The 21,166-nt window shown below is 34.9% G+C and carries 22 protein-coding genes; 7 read left to right on the plus strand and 15 right to left on the minus strand.

What is annotated here, in order from left to right; all coding sequences use genetic code 11:
- Positions 1–380: 380 nt before the first annotated feature.
- Both BUB12_RS17870 and BUB12_RS10670 read right to left on the minus strand, forming a co-directional pair.
- Positions 381–536, minus strand: coding sequence for a hypothetical protein (locus BUB12_RS17870; protein WP_200801056.1), 156 nt, complete (start codon positions 534–536; stop codon positions 381–383).
- A gap of 248 nt (positions 537–784) precedes the next feature.
- Positions 785–2,248 carry a protein adenylyltransferase SelO gene (locus tag BUB12_RS10670; protein ID WP_072890783.1) on the minus strand — a complete coding sequence of 488 codons (1,464 nt, stop codon included), beginning with the start codon at positions 2,246–2,248 and terminating at the stop codon, positions 785–787.
- A 173-nt stretch (positions 2,249–2,421) separates the two neighbouring features.
- Between BUB12_RS10670 and BUB12_RS10675 the strand changes: the two genes are divergently transcribed.
- On the plus strand, positions 2,422–2,520 hold the full coding sequence (locus BUB12_RS10675; protein WP_072890784.1) for a YjcZ family sporulation protein: 99 nt from the start codon (positions 2,422–2,424) through the stop codon (positions 2,518–2,520).
- A gap of 198 nt (positions 2,521–2,718) precedes the next feature.
- A complete protein-coding gene (locus BUB12_RS10680; protein WP_072890786.1) occupies positions 2,719–3,045 on the plus strand; it encodes a hypothetical protein in 327 nt (108 codons plus the stop codon).
- A gap of 414 nt (positions 3,046–3,459) precedes the next feature.
- Here BUB12_RS10680 and BUB12_RS10690 read toward each other — a convergent pair whose 3' ends face one another.
- From BUB12_RS10690 to BUB12_RS10700, 3 genes are all read right to left on the minus strand, one after another.
- Positions 3,460–4,005, minus strand: a complete 546-nt coding sequence (locus BUB12_RS10690) for a hypothetical protein (protein ID WP_072890789.1) — start codon at positions 4,003–4,005, stop codon at positions 3,460–3,462.
- Positions 4,006–4,231: 226 nt separating this feature from the next.
- Positions 4,232–6,058 (minus strand): YhgE/Pip domain-containing protein, encoded by a 1,827-nt coding sequence (locus BUB12_RS10695; protein WP_327196143.1) that lies wholly within the window; start codon positions 6,056–6,058, stop codon positions 4,232–4,234.
- Between the two features lie 2 nt (positions 6,059–6,060).
- Complete coding sequence (locus BUB12_RS10700) at positions 6,061–8,115, minus strand: efflux RND transporter permease subunit (RefSeq protein WP_084063303.1); 2,055 nt, start codon at positions 8,113–8,115, stop codon at positions 6,061–6,063.
- A 185-nt stretch (positions 8,116–8,300) separates the two neighbouring features.
- Here BUB12_RS10700 and BUB12_RS10705 point away from each other — a divergent pair, with 185 nt between their 5' ends.
- The 3 genes from BUB12_RS10705 to BUB12_RS10715 all read left to right on the plus strand — a co-directional run bounded on the left by BUB12_RS10705 (position 8,301) and on the right by BUB12_RS10715 (position 11,576).
- The gene (locus tag BUB12_RS10705) at positions 8,301–8,867 is read left to right on the plus strand and encodes a TetR/AcrR family transcriptional regulator (protein WP_072890792.1); all 567 of its coding nucleotides are present in this window, start codon (positions 8,301–8,303) and stop codon (positions 8,865–8,867) included.
- Between the two features lie 182 nt (positions 8,868–9,049).
- Entirely contained in the window at positions 9,050–9,253 is a 204-nt protein-coding gene (locus BUB12_RS10710; RefSeq protein WP_072890793.1) for an alpha/beta-type small acid-soluble spore protein, read from the plus strand.
- A gap of 280 nt (positions 9,254–9,533) precedes the next feature.
- Positions 9,534–11,576, plus strand: a complete 2,043-nt coding sequence (locus tag BUB12_RS10715) for a sensor domain-containing protein (protein WP_072890795.1) — start codon at positions 9,534–9,536, stop codon at positions 11,574–11,576.
- A 45-nt stretch (positions 11,577–11,621) separates the two neighbouring features.
- On the opposite strand, the gene BUB12_RS10720 is transcribed toward BUB12_RS10715, so the two are convergent.
- From BUB12_RS10720 to BUB12_RS10745, 6 genes are all read right to left on the minus strand, one after another.
- Positions 11,622–12,179, minus strand: coding sequence for a histidine phosphatase family protein (locus tag BUB12_RS10720; RefSeq protein ID WP_072890796.1), 558 nt, complete (start codon positions 12,177–12,179; stop codon positions 11,622–11,624).
- An 84-nt stretch (positions 12,180–12,263) separates the two neighbouring features.
- Positions 12,264–12,824 (minus strand): GNAT family N-acetyltransferase, encoded by a 561-nt coding sequence (locus tag BUB12_RS10725; protein WP_072890798.1) that lies wholly within the window; start codon positions 12,822–12,824, stop codon positions 12,264–12,266.
- A 140-nt stretch (positions 12,825–12,964) separates the two neighbouring features.
- Positions 12,965–13,924, minus strand: coding sequence for a GrpB family protein (locus tag BUB12_RS10730; RefSeq protein WP_072890799.1), 960 nt, complete (start codon positions 13,922–13,924; stop codon positions 12,965–12,967).
- Positions 13,925–14,815: 891 nt separating this feature from the next.
- Positions 14,816–15,865: a DUF4179 domain-containing protein gene (locus tag BUB12_RS10735; protein ID WP_159431568.1), complete on the minus strand. Its 1,050-nt coding sequence runs from the start codon at positions 15,863–15,865 to the stop codon at positions 14,816–14,818.
- On the minus strand, positions 15,834–16,382 hold the full coding sequence (locus BUB12_RS10740; protein ID WP_072890802.1) for a sigma-70 family RNA polymerase sigma factor: 549 nt from the start codon (positions 16,380–16,382) through the stop codon (positions 15,834–15,836). Before BUB12_RS10740 ends, BUB12_RS10735 begins: the two co-directional genes overlap by 32 nt.
- A 234-nt stretch (positions 16,383–16,616) precedes the next feature.
- Positions 16,617–17,210, minus strand: coding sequence for a YdeI/OmpD-associated family protein (locus tag BUB12_RS10745; RefSeq protein ID WP_072890804.1), 594 nt, complete (start codon positions 17,208–17,210; stop codon positions 16,617–16,619).
- 22 nt (positions 17,211–17,232) lie between these two features.
- Here BUB12_RS10745 and BUB12_RS18260 point away from each other — a divergent pair, with 22 nt between their 5' ends.
- Positions 17,233–17,322 (plus strand): putative holin-like toxin, encoded by a 90-nt coding sequence (locus BUB12_RS18260; protein ID WP_407668445.1) that lies wholly within the window; start codon positions 17,233–17,235, stop codon positions 17,320–17,322.
- A gap of 147 nt (positions 17,323–17,469) precedes the next feature.
- Here the strand turns inward: BUB12_RS18260 and BUB12_RS17685 are convergent, their stop codons facing one another.
- Together BUB12_RS17685 and BUB12_RS18035 are read right to left on the minus strand one after the other, a co-directional pair.
- Positions 17,470–17,643 (minus strand): hypothetical protein, encoded by a 174-nt coding sequence (locus BUB12_RS17685; protein WP_159431569.1) that lies wholly within the window; start codon positions 17,641–17,643, stop codon positions 17,470–17,472.
- 483 nt (positions 17,644–18,126) lie between these two features.
- Positions 18,127–18,306, minus strand: coding sequence for a hypothetical protein (locus tag BUB12_RS18035; RefSeq protein ID WP_072890806.1), 180 nt, complete (start codon positions 18,304–18,306; stop codon positions 18,127–18,129).
- A 57-nt stretch (positions 18,307–18,363) separates the two neighbouring features.
- Between BUB12_RS18035 and BUB12_RS10755 the strand changes: the two genes are divergently transcribed.
- Positions 18,364–18,555 (plus strand): hypothetical protein, encoded by a 192-nt coding sequence (locus BUB12_RS10755; RefSeq protein WP_072890807.1) that lies wholly within the window; start codon positions 18,364–18,366, stop codon positions 18,553–18,555.
- Between the two features lie 600 nt (positions 18,556–19,155).
- Here BUB12_RS10755 and BUB12_RS10760 read toward each other — a convergent pair.
- Positions 19,156–20,274: an ABC transporter permease gene (locus BUB12_RS10760; RefSeq protein WP_072890809.1), complete on the minus strand. Its 1,119-nt coding sequence runs from the start codon at positions 20,272–20,274 to the stop codon at positions 19,156–19,158.
- A complete protein-coding gene (locus BUB12_RS10765; RefSeq protein WP_072890811.1) occupies positions 20,271–21,155 on the minus strand; it encodes an ABC transporter ATP-binding protein in 885 nt (294 codons plus the stop codon). The genes BUB12_RS10760 and BUB12_RS10765 overlap by 4 nt, the downstream gene beginning before the upstream one ends.
- Positions 21,156–21,166 lie beyond the last annotated feature (11 nt).

Below are 21,166 nucleotides of genomic sequence, written 5' to 3' on the forward strand. Positions count from 1 at the left end.
TTTTAGTTAATCTTATGCTCGAAAGCGAAAAGGAAACATGCCCCTTCATAGGGGTATGCCGACGTTGGACGCAAAGTCCGCTTTTAGTCGGCCTTCCTTTATATCGGAGGCGATGTTGACTTTAACCACAAGGGTATAAGTGCGACTAAACCTCTGGTTTCACCAATCGGCAAGTCTTCTTTATCGTACGAAGGCGAAGGAAGTCTTGTGCCTGTGCCTGCGGTTACTCGGCACAAAAGCAATGAAGTTTCGCCACGTAGTTTTTTTGCGGTTACTCGGCACAAAGGCCAGAGAAGTAATTCTATGTAGTTCCTTCGCTAGTCGCAGGTACTCGAAGCTAGACATCACTGAAAAAAAAGGACAATTATCTAAACAATAGATTAATTGTCCTCCTTATTTGCAATATACTCTTGTATCTCTTCTACTTTCCGATCAATCTCATTTAATTTATGTTTTGTATCATTGAAAAAGTGAGCAACTCTAGAAATTAAGAATACGATGAGTATTAATAATAATATTGTTCCAACAACATCCATTTACTTCTCCCCTTATATAATTTCTCTCTACACATCTGTTTCCTCAGCAGTTACTAACATCTACCAAGATGTTAACATATAATTCCAAAAATAATAAGAATTTTTTCTAAAATTCATTCGTTAGCCTCCTATTTCATCACAATCTTAATTTTGACCAACAAAAAAATCTCACCCCCAAGACATTAGCCTTGGAGACGAGATTTAAGTCCTATTATAACACCAATAAACTTATAATTCCCACAATACCATCACGTTCCACAATAGGTTTGATATGGTATAGTCGATGGTTCAGGAAGCTTCGTATATTCTTCTTGTTCCGGTGTATAGTCATAAGGATTGGAAAGCACTGAAAGTAATTGATTCATGACAGAGTAATCATCATTTCCTACTGCTGCTTCTAGAGCTTCTTCAACCCTGTGATTACGTGGAATAATGGAAGGGTTATTTTTTTGCATTAATTCCTTTATATCCTCACTTGATTGAGATTGTCTACTCAATCGTTCTTGCCATTTTTTCAGCCAACTTTTAAACTTATCCTCGTTATACATGTCCATACTTTCAAAGTCATCTAATGTCAGTGCACGAAAAGTATTCGTGAAATCTGCTTCGTGCTCTTTCATTAAACCTAAAAGGTCTTCAATTAATTGCTTATCTTCCTCTTTTTCATTAAAGAGTCCTAATTTAGCTCTCATGCCACTTCTCCAATAATGATTATAATCATCTGCATAACCATTCAGAGCCGCTTTTACCAATTCAACTGCTTTGTCTTGATCTTCATCTAACAATGGTATCAATGTCTCCGCCAAACGCGTCAGGTTCCATTGCCCAATTGCAGGCTGATTTCCATAAGCATAGCGCCCTTGCTGGTCGATGGAACTAAATACGGTAGCAGGGTCAAATTCATTCATAAACGCGCATGGTCCATAATCGATGGTTTCTCCACTTATCGTCATATTATCAGTATTCATCACGCCATGAATAAATCCTACAAGCTGCCATTTTGCGATAAGTGAAGCTTGCCTTCTGCACACTTCTTGAAACAACAAAAGATAGTGATTTTCCCCTAGTTCAATATCAGAAAAATGGCGTTCAATTGCATAATCAGCTAGCTGTTTGAGTTCTTCAATAGAACCGTATCTAACAACATACTCAAAGGTACCTACCCGCAAATGACTAGCTGCAACTCGCGTGAGTACTGCTCCTGGTAATGCTGTCTCTCTCCTGACCATTTCTCCAGTAGTTACAACTGCTAAACTTCGACTCGTAGGGATACCTAGTCCATGCATTGCCTCAGAAATAATATACTCTCGTAACATAGGCCCTAGTGTTGCACGACCGTCTCCACCACGGGAATACGGAGTTTGTCCTGCACCCTTTAACTGAATGTCAAGTCGCTCACCCTCAGGTGTTATCTGCTCACCGAGTAAAACGGCACGCCCGTCTCCTAGCATCGTAAAATGCCCAAACTGATGCCCTGCATATGCTTGAGATATAGGTTCTGCACCCTCTGGAATTTTGTTGCCTGAAAAAACTGGCACGAGTTCTTCTATGTTATCTCCTTTTATTTCCAAACCAAGCGACTCACTTAAAGATTTATTAAAAGTACGTAATCTTGGAGATTGAACCGGAGTAGGTTCTTGCTTCGTATAAAGTGTCTCCGAAAGACGTACATAACTGTTATCAAAATTCCAACCTAATGATTTTTCATTCATTGTAACCCTTCTTTACTTTAGCTTTTTGTTTACAGTATTATATGTAGTTTCTGCTTCAAGTGTAGTAATATGCTGATTTTGGTAAATAGGAGTCAGCATTAATATACTTGTACCTTTCAGATTTTTTGTTGACTCATATAATATACTATCACGTTTGCATTGGAGGTGAAATGATGAGCGGAAGTTATGGAGGAGGCTATGGTGGAAGCTTTGCTTTAATTGTCGTTCTATTCATCCTATTAATTATTGTAGGAACTAGCTTCGGTTACTAAGTAAAGCAGAATAGAATGACAAAACGCTCAGAAGTGAATTTCTGAGCGTTTCAAATTAGATTCATTTTCACCTTGATTCCCTCATCATCCTCTAGGAAGTTTGCATTTTATTTAACGGTATTAATAAATACTTGGATTTTTCATTCATGTATGCTAAAAATAAGAAAATATCAAACAAGCATAGTGGAGGAGAATTTAATGGAGGAAAACCTATCATTAACTGCATTAACAACTTTGGTACAGAAAAAAATCAAAAAGAAAATTCTTGTAAAAGTAATATGGAACGAGCAGGAAAAAATGACCTTGTTCATTACACCAAATATGAAAATAAACTCGTTCATTTATGATGAAAAGGAAGGGTATATTTTTTACGATATTACTGGAAAAGCCGTTGATTATGAAATACCATGTATTCTTACAGAAGACCAACTAATCGATGGCAAAGTAAAAATTGAAGGATTAAAAATTAATAATGTTGCTATTACAAAAAAAGATTTAGAAGAAAAGAAGATGGGACATAACTAAAAAGTCATTACCAAAGACGAACAATTTGCTAGCTTAGCGGAGGGAATATACGTAGACTCCTCGGAAATAAAAGACAATTTCCTTCGTGCGATGATAATGCTGCCGTAGCATTACTTGTCCTGCGGGAACAAAGGCATAGGTGAGACCCCGTGATGCGCTTGCGTCTACAAGTAATGCTACGCAGTGGGCTTCCTCAGCGCAAGGGAGCTAGGAAGCCTAACCAAGTAGTTCCCTGGCTCACCAGCCGCCGCGGCAAAGAAGACACTATGAAAGCGACCGAAGGAAGCTTGAATAGATGTCGCCCTTGTGCTGGAAGTGAAAGCGAAGTGTATTTTCCGTAGCGGTAGGATTCACGCCACCACTTAAAATCCTCTCGTAATTTCAAAAGAACTTTTGTCCCAACCTCTTTCCTTCTTATCTCCAAATACTCCTATACTTTTTCTTATACTTTGTATCATCTACAGTTTCAATTAACTCTAAAGCTGTTTCTTTTATTTCCTCTTCCTCTAAATGATCGTATAAATTTCTCATGTTTTGAATGATGTCAGACCGAATTAACGTATAATTCTTTTCATCCTCACAATTTTTAAAGCGATCAACCATATGTTCCATAACCATTTCTTTTTGTTCTTTACCAGCAAGTCCAACCTTCCAAATGGACTGCAAACTGTGTCTAGCTGTAACAAATTTTTCATCATATGTAACGTTCCAAACCTTTGAAAAATCATCAAGCATTCTTTTTTCCGGATCACTTTTTGCTAAGTTAGCTAAATATTGTGCAGCGCGAGACCGTTGATGATTATCTTTATCCGTTAAATCTTCTAGTAATTGATCCCATACTTCATAAGCCCAATCCACTTCTTGTTCTGTTGCCTCTAATATATTGTGATATGCTTCATATCGTTCCTCTTTATCTTTTGATTTTGATTTTTCGAATTCCTTTTTCATTTGACTCTCCATTTTTTCTCCCACCTAACTTCCCTTGTCAAACTCGATTTTTGCGTTTTTTGTAAGGATAACTTATTAAAAATAATCCTTCAATTAATAATAGTATTCCCATTATAATCGTTGCTAACATTGGGACAAAAATTTATCCCTAATAGAATAACCTGATTATATCATAACTTTCTGAATCCTACAGATATAAAAAGATGCTACCCACACACTGTAGGTAGCACCTTTCTTATTAAGAAAATAGATCCTTCAATTTAGCCCAGAATCCTTTTTCTTCTTCTTCAACTACTTCCACCACTTCAGGTTCTTCATATTGGATACTTTCCGTTTTGAAGACGAACTGAACGGTATTGATTTGTTCATTTTTTGCTGAAATAAAAGATACTGCTTCAAAGTCAGATTTATCGTAATCAGACATCATCTCATCAATTTCTTCTGTCATTTGATCAGGTAGGTTACTTGTTTCTTCATGTAACTCTGTAGTGCCCTCATGCAATTCTACTGCACCGTCTTCTAACTCATTCGTTCCATCAGATAAGTCAACAATTCCACTGTGTAGTTCCTTGTAAGAATCGGATAATTCCCCAACTCCACCAGTATATTGAACTAATCCATCATGGAAAGACTGATAATTTTTTGCTAATTCAGCAATCCCCTCTTGTAAAAGAGTTAAATCATTTAAGCTTTCCATATCTTTAAGGGAGGCAGAAACACCACTTGCCATTTCATCCATGTTATTGGCCATATCATTAATGGCTTTAATAACTCCTTCTAACGATCCCTCAACAGCATCAAAAGCTGCTTTCACTTCACCATACGTGAGTTTCACTGCAACAGATTTATGATACGTTTCTTCTAATTGTGCTATTACTTCTTGATTTGCTCCACTTTCGTATAGCTCATCAAAGTCTTCTTGAGTAATGTTATATAAAGGCATATCTTCTATTGCACCATCAAGCGCACCATACGCAATAACGTAATTTTCCTTTAGATTCTCTAGTCCCTGAGAAATTTCTCTTAATCCATCTACAGTAAGAGTTAACCCATTAGCCAAATCTTCCATAGAACTAAAGTCTAACTCTTCTAACCCATCTAATGAATTGCTCATAGTATTAAGAGCTTCTTCAATCTCCTTAGAACCATCCACTAGATTAGAAGAACCATCATCTAGCTCCACGATACCATCTTTGTATTGTTTAGAGCCATCTTGTAGTTCAACAACGCCACTATTAAGTTCAGAAACTCCTTCTTTAAAATCTTCAACACCATCATTCAAATCAGAAATCGCATCCGATAATGTTCTCATATCGTCGGTCATTTCATTGACATCTGGTTTCTCGATTGGCATCGATGATGGAACACCTGAAATCTCAATACCGTCTAGTTCAAATCCTACAACATCTGCTTCTAATACTAGTTCTTCTTCCTTCTCAGGCATGACTGTGAATGTCACTTGCTTATTCTTACCAGCATTAGCAATCGTACCTTCTTCTGCTCTAATGTTCGTAAATAGATCAGAATTAAGTGTCAGGGAAACCTGTAATAGATAATTTTCAAAGAACACGGAATTGATCGTTTCATTTGCAGAAGTATTCATTCGAATTTGCACCTGACCATCTTTTCCTGCTAATTCACTCGGTGCAATTTTTTCCCCATCTAACAGATAGTCGATTGAAATATCCCAAGGTAAGGCTTGATCCACCATATTCCCTTGATAATAAAATTTCCCCTTATCTGCTGTGAACATGACTTGATCGTTTTCGTAAGTCATTTCTGTCAAATTCGTCAAATTTTTAAGACTGGAATACGTTCCATAATCGGTAACCTTTCCTGGTTCATCAATTTCTAATGTGTTTACCACATAAATTTCTTGTCTCTCACCAGTGGCACTAAGATTCGCGTAGATGACTTCATCCTTGGAACCTATTTTTCCAACGCTCTCACTCTCAGTCTTATTTTCCTTTGCATTACTGTCATTAGTAGAAGCTGTCGTAAGAAATGACGGCAAAATAAGGATTACAGCCAATAAGACAAGTACAATCTTTTTCATTCTCCCCATCATCATTTCTCCTTATAGTAATTTGCTTTTAAAGTTGTTTTTTCCATGATTTTATCAAACACCACTAACATGGCTGGTAGGAAAAATACTACCATTAAGAAGGCTAGTAATGCACCACGTCCTAATAATAACCCAATGGATGATACGATTGGATTGGACGAAGTAATCCAAAGAATAAACCCTACACTTGATAAAATGGAAGCTGATATCGCAATCGCGAATATTTTCTCATCAAGTGTTTGCTTAATTGCCTTAAGTGCAGGCATTTCTTTACGTTTTTCTTTATAATCTTCTGTCAGTAGGATCGCATAATCCACTGTTGCTGCTAGCTGCACGGTACTAACTATGAGATACCCTACAAATACTAAGGAAGAATCAGTAAAATATGGTACAGATAAGTTGATCCACACCGCCGACTGAATCGTCAACAGTAGAACCACTGGGAATGATATGGACTTAAATGTCACAAGCAATACAATCGCAATCGTGATAACGGTAAGAAGATTAACTACTGTATTATCTCGTTGAACTGTATTTTTCATATCATACAATGTCACACTCTCTCCAAGTGAGTATGCATCATCCCCATAATAATCTTTACCTAATTGTTGTATCTCTTCTATTAATCCAAAGGCAGCATCACCTTCTGTATTTGTGTTTGTATTAAGGATAATCCGGCTGTAATTCTCAGAATAAAATTGCTCGGTGATTGATTCGTCTAAATACTCATGCGGAATAGCAGCACTCACTGTATTAACGTAAGAAAGAATGCTAGTTACATGGTTTAGTTCATCTAATTCTTGTACGAGCTGCTCTTCTTTTGCAGTATCACCTTTAGGTACTAACAAGACGATCGAAGTACTCTTACCAAATTCATCTTCAATTTTAGCTATGTCACTTCCAGCACGTGTTGTTTCTGGTTGCTCACCAATTCCATAAATAAAATTAGTTTCGCTCTGAGCTAAAAATGCAGGAATAATAAGAACAAATACGAGTATTAAACTAGGTACTTTTAGTTTAAGCACTTTGCTTCCAATATTTTTAAAGCTTGGTAACAATGGCTTGTGCTGCGTCTTATCAATCCATTTGTAAAACATAATTGTAAGTGCAGGTAAAAAGACCATAACACTTATAAAACTTAAGACAATCCCTTTTACTAAATTGACACCTAAATCAGAGCCAATTTCAAAATTCATGAAGCTTAATGCCATAAACCCAAAGAAAGTCGTTGATGCACTCGCTACAATTGCTGGGAATGAGCGTTTAATTGCAAGCTGCATCGCTTTTTCAGGATCTTCTACTTTTTTCCGGTAATCAGAAAAACTGTGTAAAAGAAAAATAGCGTAATCTAGGGAAACCGCCAATTGCAGAATTGGTGCAACAGATTGAGTAACAAATGAAATTTCCCCGATAAAAATATTCGTTCCTAGATTAATTAGGACAGAAACCCCAATCGCTGTTAAGAAAAATACCGGCTCAATCCATGAACTAGTCGATAAGACTAGGATGAGAACAATGATTGGTATTAATAATGCAGCCGCATATAACGTTTCCGTAAAGGCCATTTTCTGTTGGGTGGCCGTATCTAATGCTTCCCCTGACATCGCATTATCTTCTCCGATAAGTTCATAAATAGCATCTGTTGTTTTTACTTCTTCCCCTTCTTCGATACTGAAGGAAAATAAAGCATGATCATTTTTATAATATGTTTCAACAGTATCCACATCTGCCATTTCGATAGGAGTTTTAATGTCAATTGCGTCATCTAGCCACGTGACATCAGAGACGCCTTCAATGGAAGCTAACTTTTCTTTATAATCTAATGCTTCTTGAATGGTTACATCATGGATCATGACTCGCGTATTAGGAATAGAGCCATCGAATTCCTCTTCCATGATTTCCATTGCTTTCGTCGACTGTGCATCTTCAGGTAAGTATTCTACCATATTATAGTTAACCGACACCGTAAACTGTGCGAAAATGCTAACTATCATGAGCACAGCAAATACAATAACGATTGATTTTTTATGTTTTATAATTCTTGCTGCTATGTTCATTCACTCCTTACGGGACGATTCTTCTAGGTCATCCAATTAGTTTATGTTGCACCGATAAAAATTCCACCTTACAATTATATAAACACCGTGTTGGATTTACAACAAACAGTTTTGTAAAAAACGTACAATTCCCAACACATTTTCATCTTCTGTTGGATATGTTGTCGATTTTTAGGAGGAAGCTCATGTCTGAAAAAATGGATCGAAGAAAAAAATATACACGTAAGGTGCTAAAGGATAGTTTAATGACACTTTTAAAGGAGAAACCAATCTCTACTATTACGGTAAAAGAATTGTGTAAATTAGCTGATGTTAATCGCTCCACTTTTTATGCCCATTATACCGATCATTTTGACCTACTTGACCAAGTGGAGGATGAAATAATAGAGGAAATGAATCGTTACTTAAGTGGTTATAATTTTGAGCAAGAGAAAGAAGCACTCCAGATGACGATTAAATTGCTTGAGTATTTTTCCACGAAGCATGATGAATGCCGTACATTATTAAATGAAAATGGAAATTCATCATTTGAGAAGAAAGTGAAGACTGTTGCCCACCGCTTTCTTATGAAAAACTGGATGGAAATTAACAATCTAGACAAAGAACTCTCCAACTATTTGAGTGCGTTTATAGTAAGTGGAAGTATTCAGATGATGAAGATGTGGTTATTTAATGGTATGGATAAACCACCGAAGGAAATGGCGGAGATTATTAATAATTTAATTAACAATGGGTTGTTGAGTGTAAGATAATTTCTTATTTCGCCAGTCTAAGCAGTGGCATACATTACAATCACTACTTTCTTAAGAAATAGTCTAACTCGTCTAAAAGTCAAATTTTTCTAATTGCTAAACCAATTTTATCCATTCAAAAATTCTTGAATATAACTCGATTTTTCAACACAATATAAGGTGTACCAAGGAGGTGATATACCATGGCAAACAACAATAGCAATAACTCAAACCAGTTGTTAGTCCCTGGTGTACAACAAGCATTAGACCAAATGAAAACTGAAATCGCATCAGAATTTGGTGTACAACTTGGTGCTGATAGTACTTCACGTGCAAATGGTTCTGTTGGTGGCGAGATCACTAAACGTCTTGTTCAAGCAGCAGAGCAACAATTTGGTGGACAATAAGTTTAATTAAAAATGAATATAATGGCTAGGGCTATCTCATTGTGAGGTAGCCCTTTATTTTTCTTGTATCATACCATAACCTCTTTATATTAGAAATAATTAAAATATAACCTCTATTCTAGGTATTTAGACGGATACAAGTGAAATATATATAGGGTTTTACCCGATAGCAAAAATTGTAAGATTTTGTCACAATTAGAAGAAATACTTTTCCTTTTCCTCAAGATTGGATAAGGAAAAACCGGATTAATAGGCTATTCCGTTAAATAGAGGTGATTTCATGTTAGAAATAGAAAATAAACAAAACGCCCTAAACAATCAACTAACCACTTTTAACAAGGCTTTAAAAGCAATAGAAAATGGTCTATTTATAATTAAAGTTAAATGTAACTCTACATATTCTTTTGTGTTTGCTAATGATTCCTTCTTAAAATACACGGGTAAAGAGAACACTTCTATTACTAATATGGAACTCCATAAGGTTCTTAATCATTCAGACGCAAACAGATTTATAAGCTTGTGCCAACAAGCGTTTGACTCTAATTGTATTCAGAAAGAGAATTTCTCTATTGAAAATTGTAAAGCTGAGATGATCCTTATCCCATTTAGTGACGACAACATCAAATACATTTTAGGAATTGTTTTATGTTCAACTAATGATGATTCTCAAACAAGAAACCATATATTAGCTAAAGCATATGAAAATATGCCACAAGCAATGTGTGTGACAAATGAGAAAAATAAAATCATCTATATTAACCCTTCTTACACAAAACTAACCGGTTACCTGCCTGAAGAAGTGATTGGGAAAAACCCTAACATTTTAAGTTCTGGAATACAAGATCGTGACTTTTATCAATCCATGTGGCGAACATTACGGCAGGAAGGGAAATGGACTGGTGAAATGTGGAACAGGAAAAAGAATGGGGAGTTATTTTTAGAAGAAATTACCATTCAGATTTTTACGGATGAAAAAGGGCATATCGAAAATCATGTAGCGATGTTTCGAGATATCACAGAAAAAAAGCAACTCGAAAACAAGCTACACTACCAAGCACATCATGATGAGTTAACAGAATTGCCTAATCGGAACTATCTTTATGAGTATATTTGTACCTGTCTTAAAGATAAATCCATTACGAGTTGGGCTGTGATGTTCCTCGATTTAGACCGATTTAAAGAAATCAATGATACGTTGGGACACAGTGCAGGGGATGCCTTACTAAAACATGTGGCAATACGATTATCTAACGCCGTTTCCGATGAGGTCTTCATAAGTCGATATGGTGGAGATGAATTTGTCATTATTGATTCCACAGTAAGTAATCAATTGGAATGTAAGCTTTCGGTTTATAGAATTTTAAAAGCTTTTGAGCAACCTTTCGAAATTGAAGGCTATAACCTTTATATTACACCAAGTATTGGGATTAGCATGTATCCCGACCACGGTGATGATGCAGATACTTTATTAAAACATGCTGACGCTGCCATGTACAAAGCAAAGCATACAAAAAATGAAGCCTTTCATTTCTACAGACCTGTTGATAGCAAAGAGTCTTTTGAAAAGCTTATGCTAGCCAACGATTTGCGTCAAGCAATCAAAAATAATGAGTTTACTCTGTATTACCAACCACAATCGTCACTCAAAACGAATAAAATTACTGGGGTAGAAGCCTTAATCCGCTGGAATCATCCTCAGAAAGGAATGATTTCCCCTGGAGTATTCATTCCAATTGCAGAAGAAACAGGGTTAATCCAAGAAATCGATCAATGGGTTCTTTATCAAGCCTGTCTCCAACATAAGCATTGGTTGGATAAAGGTTTTCCACCTATTAAAATTGCTGTGAATCTTTCGATGACCCAGTTTCAAAAGAAGAACCTTTTTGAAATCGTAAGTAAAACCTTATCGAAAACAGGAGTGTCACCTAAATATATCGAGTTAGAATTGACCGAAAGTGTGATTATGGAAAATCCTGAGTTAACGTTATCAAATATTAAAAAGTTAAATTCAATAGGTATCCAGCTTTCCTTGGATGACTTTGGTACACATTATTCGTCCCTACTATACTTAAAAAAGTTACCGTTAAACCGTTTAAAAATTGATAAATCATTTGTCTTAGACTTGTTAAATGATTCAGATGACCGTGTGATTATTCAAGCAATGATAAATCTAGCCCATAACTTAAATATGACCGTCATTGCAGAAGGCGTTGAAAATCAGCAACAACTATCTTTTTTACAAAAAAATCATTGCGATGAAATTCAAGGCTTTTACTTAAGCAAGCCAATACCTCAAGAAAAATTCAGTGCACAATGTTTTTAACGGGAGATCTAGATTCTAGACCTCCCGTTTTTATTTTCTAGGTTATTAGGACGAATAAGCCGTAGTCCATAGTCGTTTAATATGAGTTTCCTCAGATGTTATGCTCAATTGGTACACGTCAGGATTACTCAAACGTTTCCATGCCTCAAATCCAAAGTTTTTATCATAGTGGTGCAATAATAAGGAAATTATCCCTCCATGTGCCACAATAATTGTATTACGGGAACGACTCGCTACAACGTCATTTACAACTTCAACAATTCTTTTCATAGCTTCATTGCTGGACTCCCCACCTTCATACGTTAAATCCATATCTTTGAAGGTTGCTTCTAGCTTATCCATCCAATCTGGAAAATAAGTGCTACTAAGCACTCGTTCGGTCAAGCGATTATCCGTTTCGATATCCAAATCTTTACTTGTAGCATAGTGTTTTATTGATTGAACTGCACGTAAATATGGACTGGATATGATCCGATCAACTTGTTTATCAGATAAAAACTCGGATATTTTTTTAGCTTGAGTAAAACCTTTTTCCGTTAATGGCGATTCTGAAGGTTGTCCTGTCGCTTCACAATGCCTAATTATGTATATATTTTTGTTCATATATCCTCCTTAACAATCCTTACAAGGTTATTTTTTCAGTACGCCTAATGACCTCTTTTAACTATGTAATCTCTCAAAGAAAAATTAGACTGTTTTTGCATAGATACATGTATCTCTTAATTCGTTGGTGTCAGGTGATAAGTCATCATTCTTTAAAATTCCTTCTAATTCAAACCCTAATTTTTCAGGAATAGCTCTACTCTTCGTATTTCTTTTATCACACTTAATTTCTACTCGCCTTGCGTGTAATTCGTTAAAGGCAAAGTCAGTAATTCCTTGAACTGCTTCTGTCATATACCCTTTTCCACTGTATCGACTATCAATCCAGTATCCTATCTCAAATTTTGGTATAGACCAATCCATTTTATGTAATCCAGAAGTAGCAATAAATTCCCCTGTTTCCTTTAGAAAGATTAATAGTCTTAAATCTTCTCTTTTTAGAAAAGCAATATGTGCCGATCTTATGTTTAATTCTACATCCTGTTCTGTCTGCTCTTTTTGAGCAAATGGCAACCAAGGCTTTAGCTCATTAATGGAAGCTTGGATAGCATCATAAACAACTTTCCCATCATCTGGTCTTGGCATTCTAATTATTAATCGTTCTGTTGTAAATTCTTCTGGAAATTCTATCAGCATTGGATTCATATCTATTCATACCTCTCAAATTCTATTTTTTAAATAATACGCCAATTACTCCTTGAAATCAACTAGTATTTTCATTTAATGGTAATTGCTAGAAAAGAATAAAAAACAGTCCTATGAGGATTTCACCCAATAGCACTGTTTTATCTATTAAATAACTCCGAAATATATTCTGGTGAAATAAAACTTCTTAACTCTCCATCTAGCTTTGGAAATTCATGTTCTTGTATCCATCGATAGTTAAATGACAAACCGGAGTCCTTGTCCCCCCCTGTTACTCGATGTCCCCATGAATCTTCAATGTCTGCAGGGGCTAATAGTAAAAAGTCATGCCTCTCTACCATTCGTTTTATATACGGTTTATAGTAGGTGATCGAACCGATCTTTCTAATAAGCGTTAAATTGGATAATCCTGCCTCTTCCAAAATTTCACGGTTAAGCGCTCCTATTAAATCTTCATTGCCTTCTACGCCTCCACCTGGTACTCGCAGGCTTGCGTAAGGGATAGAACTGATTGATAATGTCAGTAATTCGTTACTTCCATCTTCCTTCTGACGTATAATGAATCCCATCACCGAAGTTTTTTTATTTTTATTTGCCCAATTAAGCGCATTATCCGTTAATTCTTGAATAAGGGGACCCTTCATTTCTTGATACTGTTTAACATTAACGCCCATTCTTTGATAAAGATTTCTTTTAAGTTCTATGTATCTCTCAGCCTCATCCTGATGAATAATTAAATAATCTCTAAAAGCTAAATGTTTATTGATCTCATGTGAACCGGATTGAAAAATATGTACGTGATGCGTTCTTTTATTACCCTTCTCTTTGAAAAAATACCGTCTTCCTCTAATCCCGTTTTCTCCTTTGGGGACATACCCCAACATTTTCATATCATTATTGAACGAATCCACATCGTTGATATTCTGAATTTCAACTAATATATCAATAACCGGTTTTGCTATCATTCCTGGAATAGAAGTACTTCCAATATGATGGATGTTCAGAAGCAGTTCACCAAAAATCTCTTGAACTCTTTTAGACTCTTCATTGTAGTTCGTCATCCAATTCTCTTTAAAAGGCATTAATTCCAACTTTCTCATAAGCACTCCTCCAACTGAATGTTTCTCTTTCAGCATTTGCTCTACAAACACTGGGGGCATGTAGTCAATAAGCTATCACACAATCTTTTTCCATAGTCACATATTCTTTAACTGATTATCAATTTGAAGAATTACAAAATTACTTATTTGCTGCTTCAGCAAGTTGCGGTTCATTCAATCACCAACAGTTTCCAGACCTCCCCTCGACTCCATTTCATCCAGACGTTCTCAAAATACACCACTCCCACAAGTGCTTAAACGATTACACTCTCCACAGTCATAATCATTCCAATTCCTCCTTTCACTACTACATTCGAAAAAAGTTTGAAAAAAGGGGTGCTTTTTGAAAAAATTTTTTTCACAGAATTATTTCTTTAGCTTTTTGTTGAACTATATCATCATCTTCATCATCATCTTCTTCTTCTTCGTCTATGTTTAGGTATGTTCAAGTGTTGACTCAAGTGTTGACTCAAGTGTTGACTCAAATAAGTTGAATCAAATGAGTTAAATCATTGTTGGTCAAGTCTTAGCTCAAGATTTGACTCAAGTGTTAGTTCAAGTTTTAGTTCAAGTGTTAACTCAAGCATTGACTCAAATGTTGAATCAAGCAAAATTAACTAAAAAAACCTATTATTTTTATTATCACTATGTAGTTTTAAGATTTCTAATTAAATTTCTCTATTTTAATGACAATATTTAATGCAAAATTGCAGTTTCTGATATCCTTTATGAAATTTCGGTATTTTACAAAACTTTCTCTCGCTATTATACTATAAATACCTCTTACCACAGTTAAAAGTGATGTTTGGACAATTAATATATTTCTGTGCATTGCCAATTTGTATCCTTCAATAGAAAAGGACCGATCATTTTGCCGGCCCTATACTTTTTTTACTTATTTAAAGGTACGTGAATTGGTTTAAGATAAAATGGTTCCTTAACTAAATTCACTTTTCTATCGTAAATTTCAACAATAGGAATAATTCTTAATGAAGTTGCTTCTTCATCAATCACTGTGGTTCTTATTCTATGTCCTTTGTCGAATTTATCACCATAGGAAGACAAACCGATTGAGTCATATTCCTTACCTAAATCATCATATACTTTATAATCAAAAAGAATAATGTCCCATTCTTCTTCGATCCAACCATCTAGATCACGATCAATCTGTTCTTTAAAATGAAAATCCCTAGAAATTGGTGTTGTTGTAGTTCTTGTAAGTTCTACACTGAATCCATCTGTTGTTGATGTGTAGTTATTTTCAGCAAAATTTTGCGTCTTACTTTCAAGGGAATCTAAGGTAAATTCAAATGACCAATTTCCTGAAGTTCTCATTTGTTGATCCCCATCAAAGGATATAATTGTGTTGCCTTTCCAATTAACATGAATTTGATCTGCTTCTTGGCCTGTTACTAATGTCGCAATGAGTAGACCAGCATATTCATTTTCTCCAATTTTTTTAGGAGGCATTGAACCTTCATTGAGGGTATTTGCTATCTCCTCTATTTCTAAATTCCCAGATAGCACTGCACCGTCACCTAAATCTTTTTCACTTTTTATTTTATAAGCTATCGTAATACTTTCCCTATCATATACAGCATCAGTAATGGTTACACTTACCCCATTGCTCTCTTCGGTAACATTAATGCCTGTAGATTTGTCTTCATACTCCTTAAAAACAAATTCCTGGTTATCTTCTTTGAAAAAGTCATATATACTACCGACAATTGGCAGTCTTTCAGCAAATGAAGGGAAAGTTATACTTACTGAAACTAAAGCCACCATAAATACTACAGCTATAATAGAGGCAACTTTCCATATTGGTTTTTTATTATGCTTTATTGTAGTACCCCTTTGAACTCCTTTTCTTATTGCTTGTTTCACAACTTCACTTGGAACTTCTATCTTCTCATAGGCTTCCTGATATTGTTTTTCTTTCACCATACTCACTCCCTTTTAAATTAACCTTTAGTTGTTCCTTCCCCCTATGTAGGTAAGTTTTCACCGTATTCTCCGGGATGTTCATAATGTTTGCAACTTCTTTTATTGGCAAATCTTGAAAGTAAAATAGGATGATAGCATCACGATACGTTGCTCGCAGATTATTAATTGCTTGAAATAAATCTAATTGTTCGATACTAAATGTGGAATCTTGTTGTGGGAGAAATTGTTCAATATTTTCAAGTGGAATATCCCTTTTTTTCTTGTTCAAAAACTCATAGGCTGAATTAATAAGTATTTTTATGAGCCAAGAAGTAAAGTATTTATTCTTTTTCAATGTTTTAATTGCTACAAATGCTTTATAACTCGTTTCTTGTACAATATCTAAAGCATCCTGGCGATTACCTGTATATAGAAATGCCGTACGATAAAGTTGTTCACCATGTAACATCAAAAGTTCTTCAAATGCTTCACTATCACCAGATTTTGCTTTTTTAATTAGTTTTAAATGATTCATCCTATACCTCCTTTCTCTAACCATTAGATAGACTACATATGTAAAAAGTTTCAATTATTTTAAAATAAAAAACGCATTAAACTCCCTTAAGTTTAACACGTTCTATATAAACATTATTTTTTATTGTTCGAGGATTGGCATCCTGGAAAGACGGAGCTCTTGCTTCATATTTCTGCAGAATCGTCCTCATAGATATTTTTATTCGTCTTAATTGAAGGAGCATATCTAAATATACTAATCACGCAGACCCTTTCCATCGAGAATATGCTGTATGTACTTTTCTACGCGTGACTCTCGAGTTTTAGATTGTTTAGCATTAGAAAAATAAATGATATATGCTTTTTGCCGTCCTGGAGTCAATTTCTCAAAAGCCGTTTTAAGGTCTGGTATTTCATCAAATTTACTATGTAGTTCTTCAGGAATTGCATAATCTGTACTCTTTTTAAATGTCACTTCCAACCCCGCTTTTTCTACTTCCATTGCTTCCTGAATATAGGCTTTTATGATGTTTTCCATTTCAATTATCTCTTGTACACTAGTGAATCGGATTTGACGCTGCGCCTGCGAATTCTTCCCAGGTCTCGTTAAAATACCATTAGGATCCTTCATCAAAGAGCCTTTGAAAAACATAATGGCACAGTATTCTTTAAATCCTTGAATTATAACGATATTACCTTTCTCCAACATATAACAAGGCAGGTTCCATTTCAGTTCCTCCGTTAGTCCACAATCAAGGATGATTCTTCTCAATTCCTCCATATGTTCTTGCCAATTATTTTCGTTACTTAAATATTCATCTACCTTTGGATTCATTCTACTATTCATCATCTTTCTACCCCATTTATTTTAATTGATAGGAACGTCGACTTACGAAGCATTAAGTTTACTAGTTCAATTTAGCATTTCTATAACAGCAGGAATAACGCTTATTAATTTTTAAATATTCTGTTAATAAAGCAGAAAATTCAACTTGTTTCTCGAACTTAGGTTTATCTTTAAGAGCCAATTTCCTTTCGAAGGTCACCAATTGTAATCATAATATATACGCCTTACGCCCAATCTTTTAATTTTACCTGTTTCAACCGCTTTATTCCACCGTGTTACAGCAATTTCCATTTAATGCAATAACTTCACTTTGTGTTCTTGTTCGAGATTTTTTACGGCGGGATGAAGATGTCATTTCTTTTCGAATCGAATTGTTCGCCCACTTCCGATTTTCTCTAATAGTTTCATCAATTTCTGTTAATGAAATCTTTCTCATCCACCTATTACCTTCCTTTAAAAATCAAATTATTAATTGAACGTGCTTTCTCTTTTTATTTACAATAATATCACATTTTTATTACTGCTTGAAATCAGCATGGGGACGGAGTGTGACTGAATCTTTGTTCAAGACCTATACAAGAAATTTAAGGAGAGATAAGGTTAGTGCAATTAATCTACACCAATTGACCAAATATTAAGAATCCCATTGACGCACCTCACCCCCACTTCTCCAAAGAGGATGTTGACCACGAAATGGATGAATTCTTGGAGAAGAAGTTTGTTTCGATTGGAATTGATTCCTGAAGTGATTTGAAATTTTCGTCATTCACTACTTTAACGCTAGTTTGTAAGAAAGCCTACACATTAGAACAAGAAGTGAAGAGGCAAATTATGTTTCTGCACTTCTTTTTTTATAAAAAAAGAAAGAAGTGTTTATTCAACTACACGAAAGTCTCAACTCTAAACAAAATACTCTTGCTTAATTTCTCACAGCTACTTTAAATGCGTAATAGGCCTCTCCTTTTATTTCTTCTTCCCATTTTGCATGAACATTATAATAATAAAGACCCGTTTCGGTAGGCGCAGTAAATTGTCTATTAGTTTTAGTTATATCAACTTTTGATTTATTTCCTTTATGAATTTGTGTTACTTCAATCATATCTGGGAAAATTGGAGTCCCATTATTACCTGTTACATTTTAATAGGAATACTTTTAGTGGGGTTTGTGTTAACCTTTATTCCGTGGGATGGTCTGTTTTGGATAAATCCTTTCCAGTATGTATTGGCTGAAAGGACAATCGTTAATCAAAATGATAGTATTTGGTATCAAGGAATCCCTGCTTCCATCCTGTTTATGATTGGATGTTTAATTATAAGTATGCAAACTATTAAATCTAGTAGAATTTAAGGTTATCGTTCCTGTCCCCCACTTCTGCCTGTTCTTGTACAAGCATGGAGACGGAGCTCTTGCTTCACAATAGTCTAATACTCAGATTATATGGTTGAGCAACTATTAGAATTAATACAATTGCCCCAAAACAGATATTTAAAACAGAGATAAATCCATAGCAGTAAAACTTTAGATTGATACAGTTTAGTATGATGAGTTCAGCACCTATGTATATATGGATAAAAAGTCATAACTTCAAAAACAAAGTAAAGCGTCACCCCCTTGATACACAAAGGATTAACGCTTTCTTAAGTTAGTGATTCCGATTGGGCTCGAACCAACGACCTCCACCCTGTCAATTCTCAAGAGCGAGTTTTATTAAGTATTTATGCATCTATAAATTCCAATACGTCCATTTAATCAGTTTCCAAATGTTTATTTATGCAATCTGTTTCTGTTAATTCCATTGTGTCTAGAAATTCTGTGTAATTTTGGTGCAGTCTTTTATTAAAAACATATGGAGGTAGAGTGTACTACAAAACCTAATTAGGCTGATATCGACTTAACGGATGAAACAATAAAGTGAAACTTTGTTCATTAGGAAAATACCAATCCCCACTAATTAAAATTCCGCTTTATCCTAAGTATAGAAATAACGACTAATAACAATGTCGCCAGTAAAGTAACCGAAATACCTTGATAGAAAAGGTGTTCATTCTGATATAGAATTGCTTCTTTAGGGATTGTGTATTGAAACGGATTAACCCAAGCAAATGGGGTCCAATTAATAAAATTCCCTAGCTGATATCCACCTATTAGAGTAGCAATAATTGCTAACAAGGATGCGAGTAAATGTTTGAATACTAGACTATAATAAATATATAGTGCAATGACAAAAAGGAGCATAATAGCAAATAAAAGTACGACAAATTGTAAATAATCCATCGTTGACATATAGTACAAATGCCCTTCTTTTTCAATCAGTACTGGATATGCAAAGGATCCTTCTGCTCCAAATAATTTTCCGATTAGCGCCCCTACAGCAATAATGAAGAAAAAAGTAAAAACAGAAGTCAGTAGTGCACTAAAATACTTACCCAAAATTAACTTTGTCCGATTTAAAGGTAATGTAAATAATAGATTAATTGACCTATTCTCAAATTCTCTCGTCATTATTTCTCCAATAAGTAGTAAGACAATAATTAAACCACTATAGCTAATAAATAGGTCCACCACTTGCTTTAAAAAGTTAGGAAATGCCGTACTATAATGCTCAAATTCAGGTGGAATTTCCAAATCCAGTAAGGTATGATTCATTGCTATTCTATGAGAAATGTCCTCGTCAGAAATGGGATAGTCCTCACCGGTAGCTTTATACTCACTGATAGCTACTAATAACCGATTCTCAACCGTTAATTCCGTTTTCCAATCGTCCTCAGTTGCCATTACATTTCGTAATTCCCTAGCCAAATTCAACACGGTAAGATTTAATTCTTGTTTCATTTCAACTTCTTCGTTGTTTCCTAATCGCTCTAATTGACTGGTATAGCCACTATCCTTTGATGAACTCGTTTCAATGAATAAAGCAATTTCTTCATTTTTTTGCTCCTGTGCATAATCCTGAAATAAGACATTTCTAATGAATAGAAATACCACTGAACAGACTAGTGCGATTAGTATAATGAGAAACTTTTTGGTCCAAGCAAACTTTTTTAACTCAAATAGAAATAGCTTCATTCAGATACGGTCCTTTCAAATAGTTCAAGGTATCTTTTTTCAGCACCAATTCGTTTAATATCTATATCCTCAACCAGAACATCATTTTGATTTAAATGGATAAGTACGTCTTGAAAGGATGTTTCATTATCATAAAATACAACCTGGTCATCCTTATTAACTGTATAAGAAACGGATAGTTCATTTAATTTGTCTTTTGCTTGTGCTAGATTATTTACGTTTAAGAAATATTGTTTCATATTATAGTTCTTTAATGACTCTTCTAAAATTTGCCCATCCTTCATAAAGAAAATCGTGTTGGTTAATCGATCGATTTCATCTAAATTATGGGACGAAATCATAATAGTCGTTCCTTCTTCATATAGCTCTAATAAGATTTTTCGCATATTAATGGCACTTGAGGGATCTAGACCATTTAATGGTTCATCCATGAGCAGTAACTTTGGGTTATTAATGATTGCCATCGCTAGTAACAAATGTTGCTTCATACCTAGAGAGAATTTTTGTACAGGCTTCTTTAAATAACTTTCCATCCCAACTCGTTTTGCTACTTCTACTATTTTGGTGCTAGGCTGTTTCATGACACTACAAACAAATTGCAAATGGTCATAAGCAGTTAAATTTTCATATAGAATTCGATTATCCTGTAAATAGGAAACATCATAAAACAAAGAGGTATCTTTGTAATCCTTTTCAAGTACTTTAATTGTCCCACTATTAATCGACAATAGATTTGTCATACAATTAAATAATGTTGTTTTCCCCGAACCATTAGGTCCCACTATTGCAACGATTTGTGGATGGTTTATTTCAAATTGGACCCCTTGTAAAACCCACTCTTTTTTATATTTCTTTGTTAAGTTATCAACTTGAACAATCATAAGAATCCCCC

It is taken from the genome of Ornithinibacillus halophilus, assembly GCF_900129485.1.
Lineage (GTDB): Bacteria > Bacillota > Bacilli > Bacillales > Amphibacillaceae > Ornithinibacillus > Ornithinibacillus halophilus.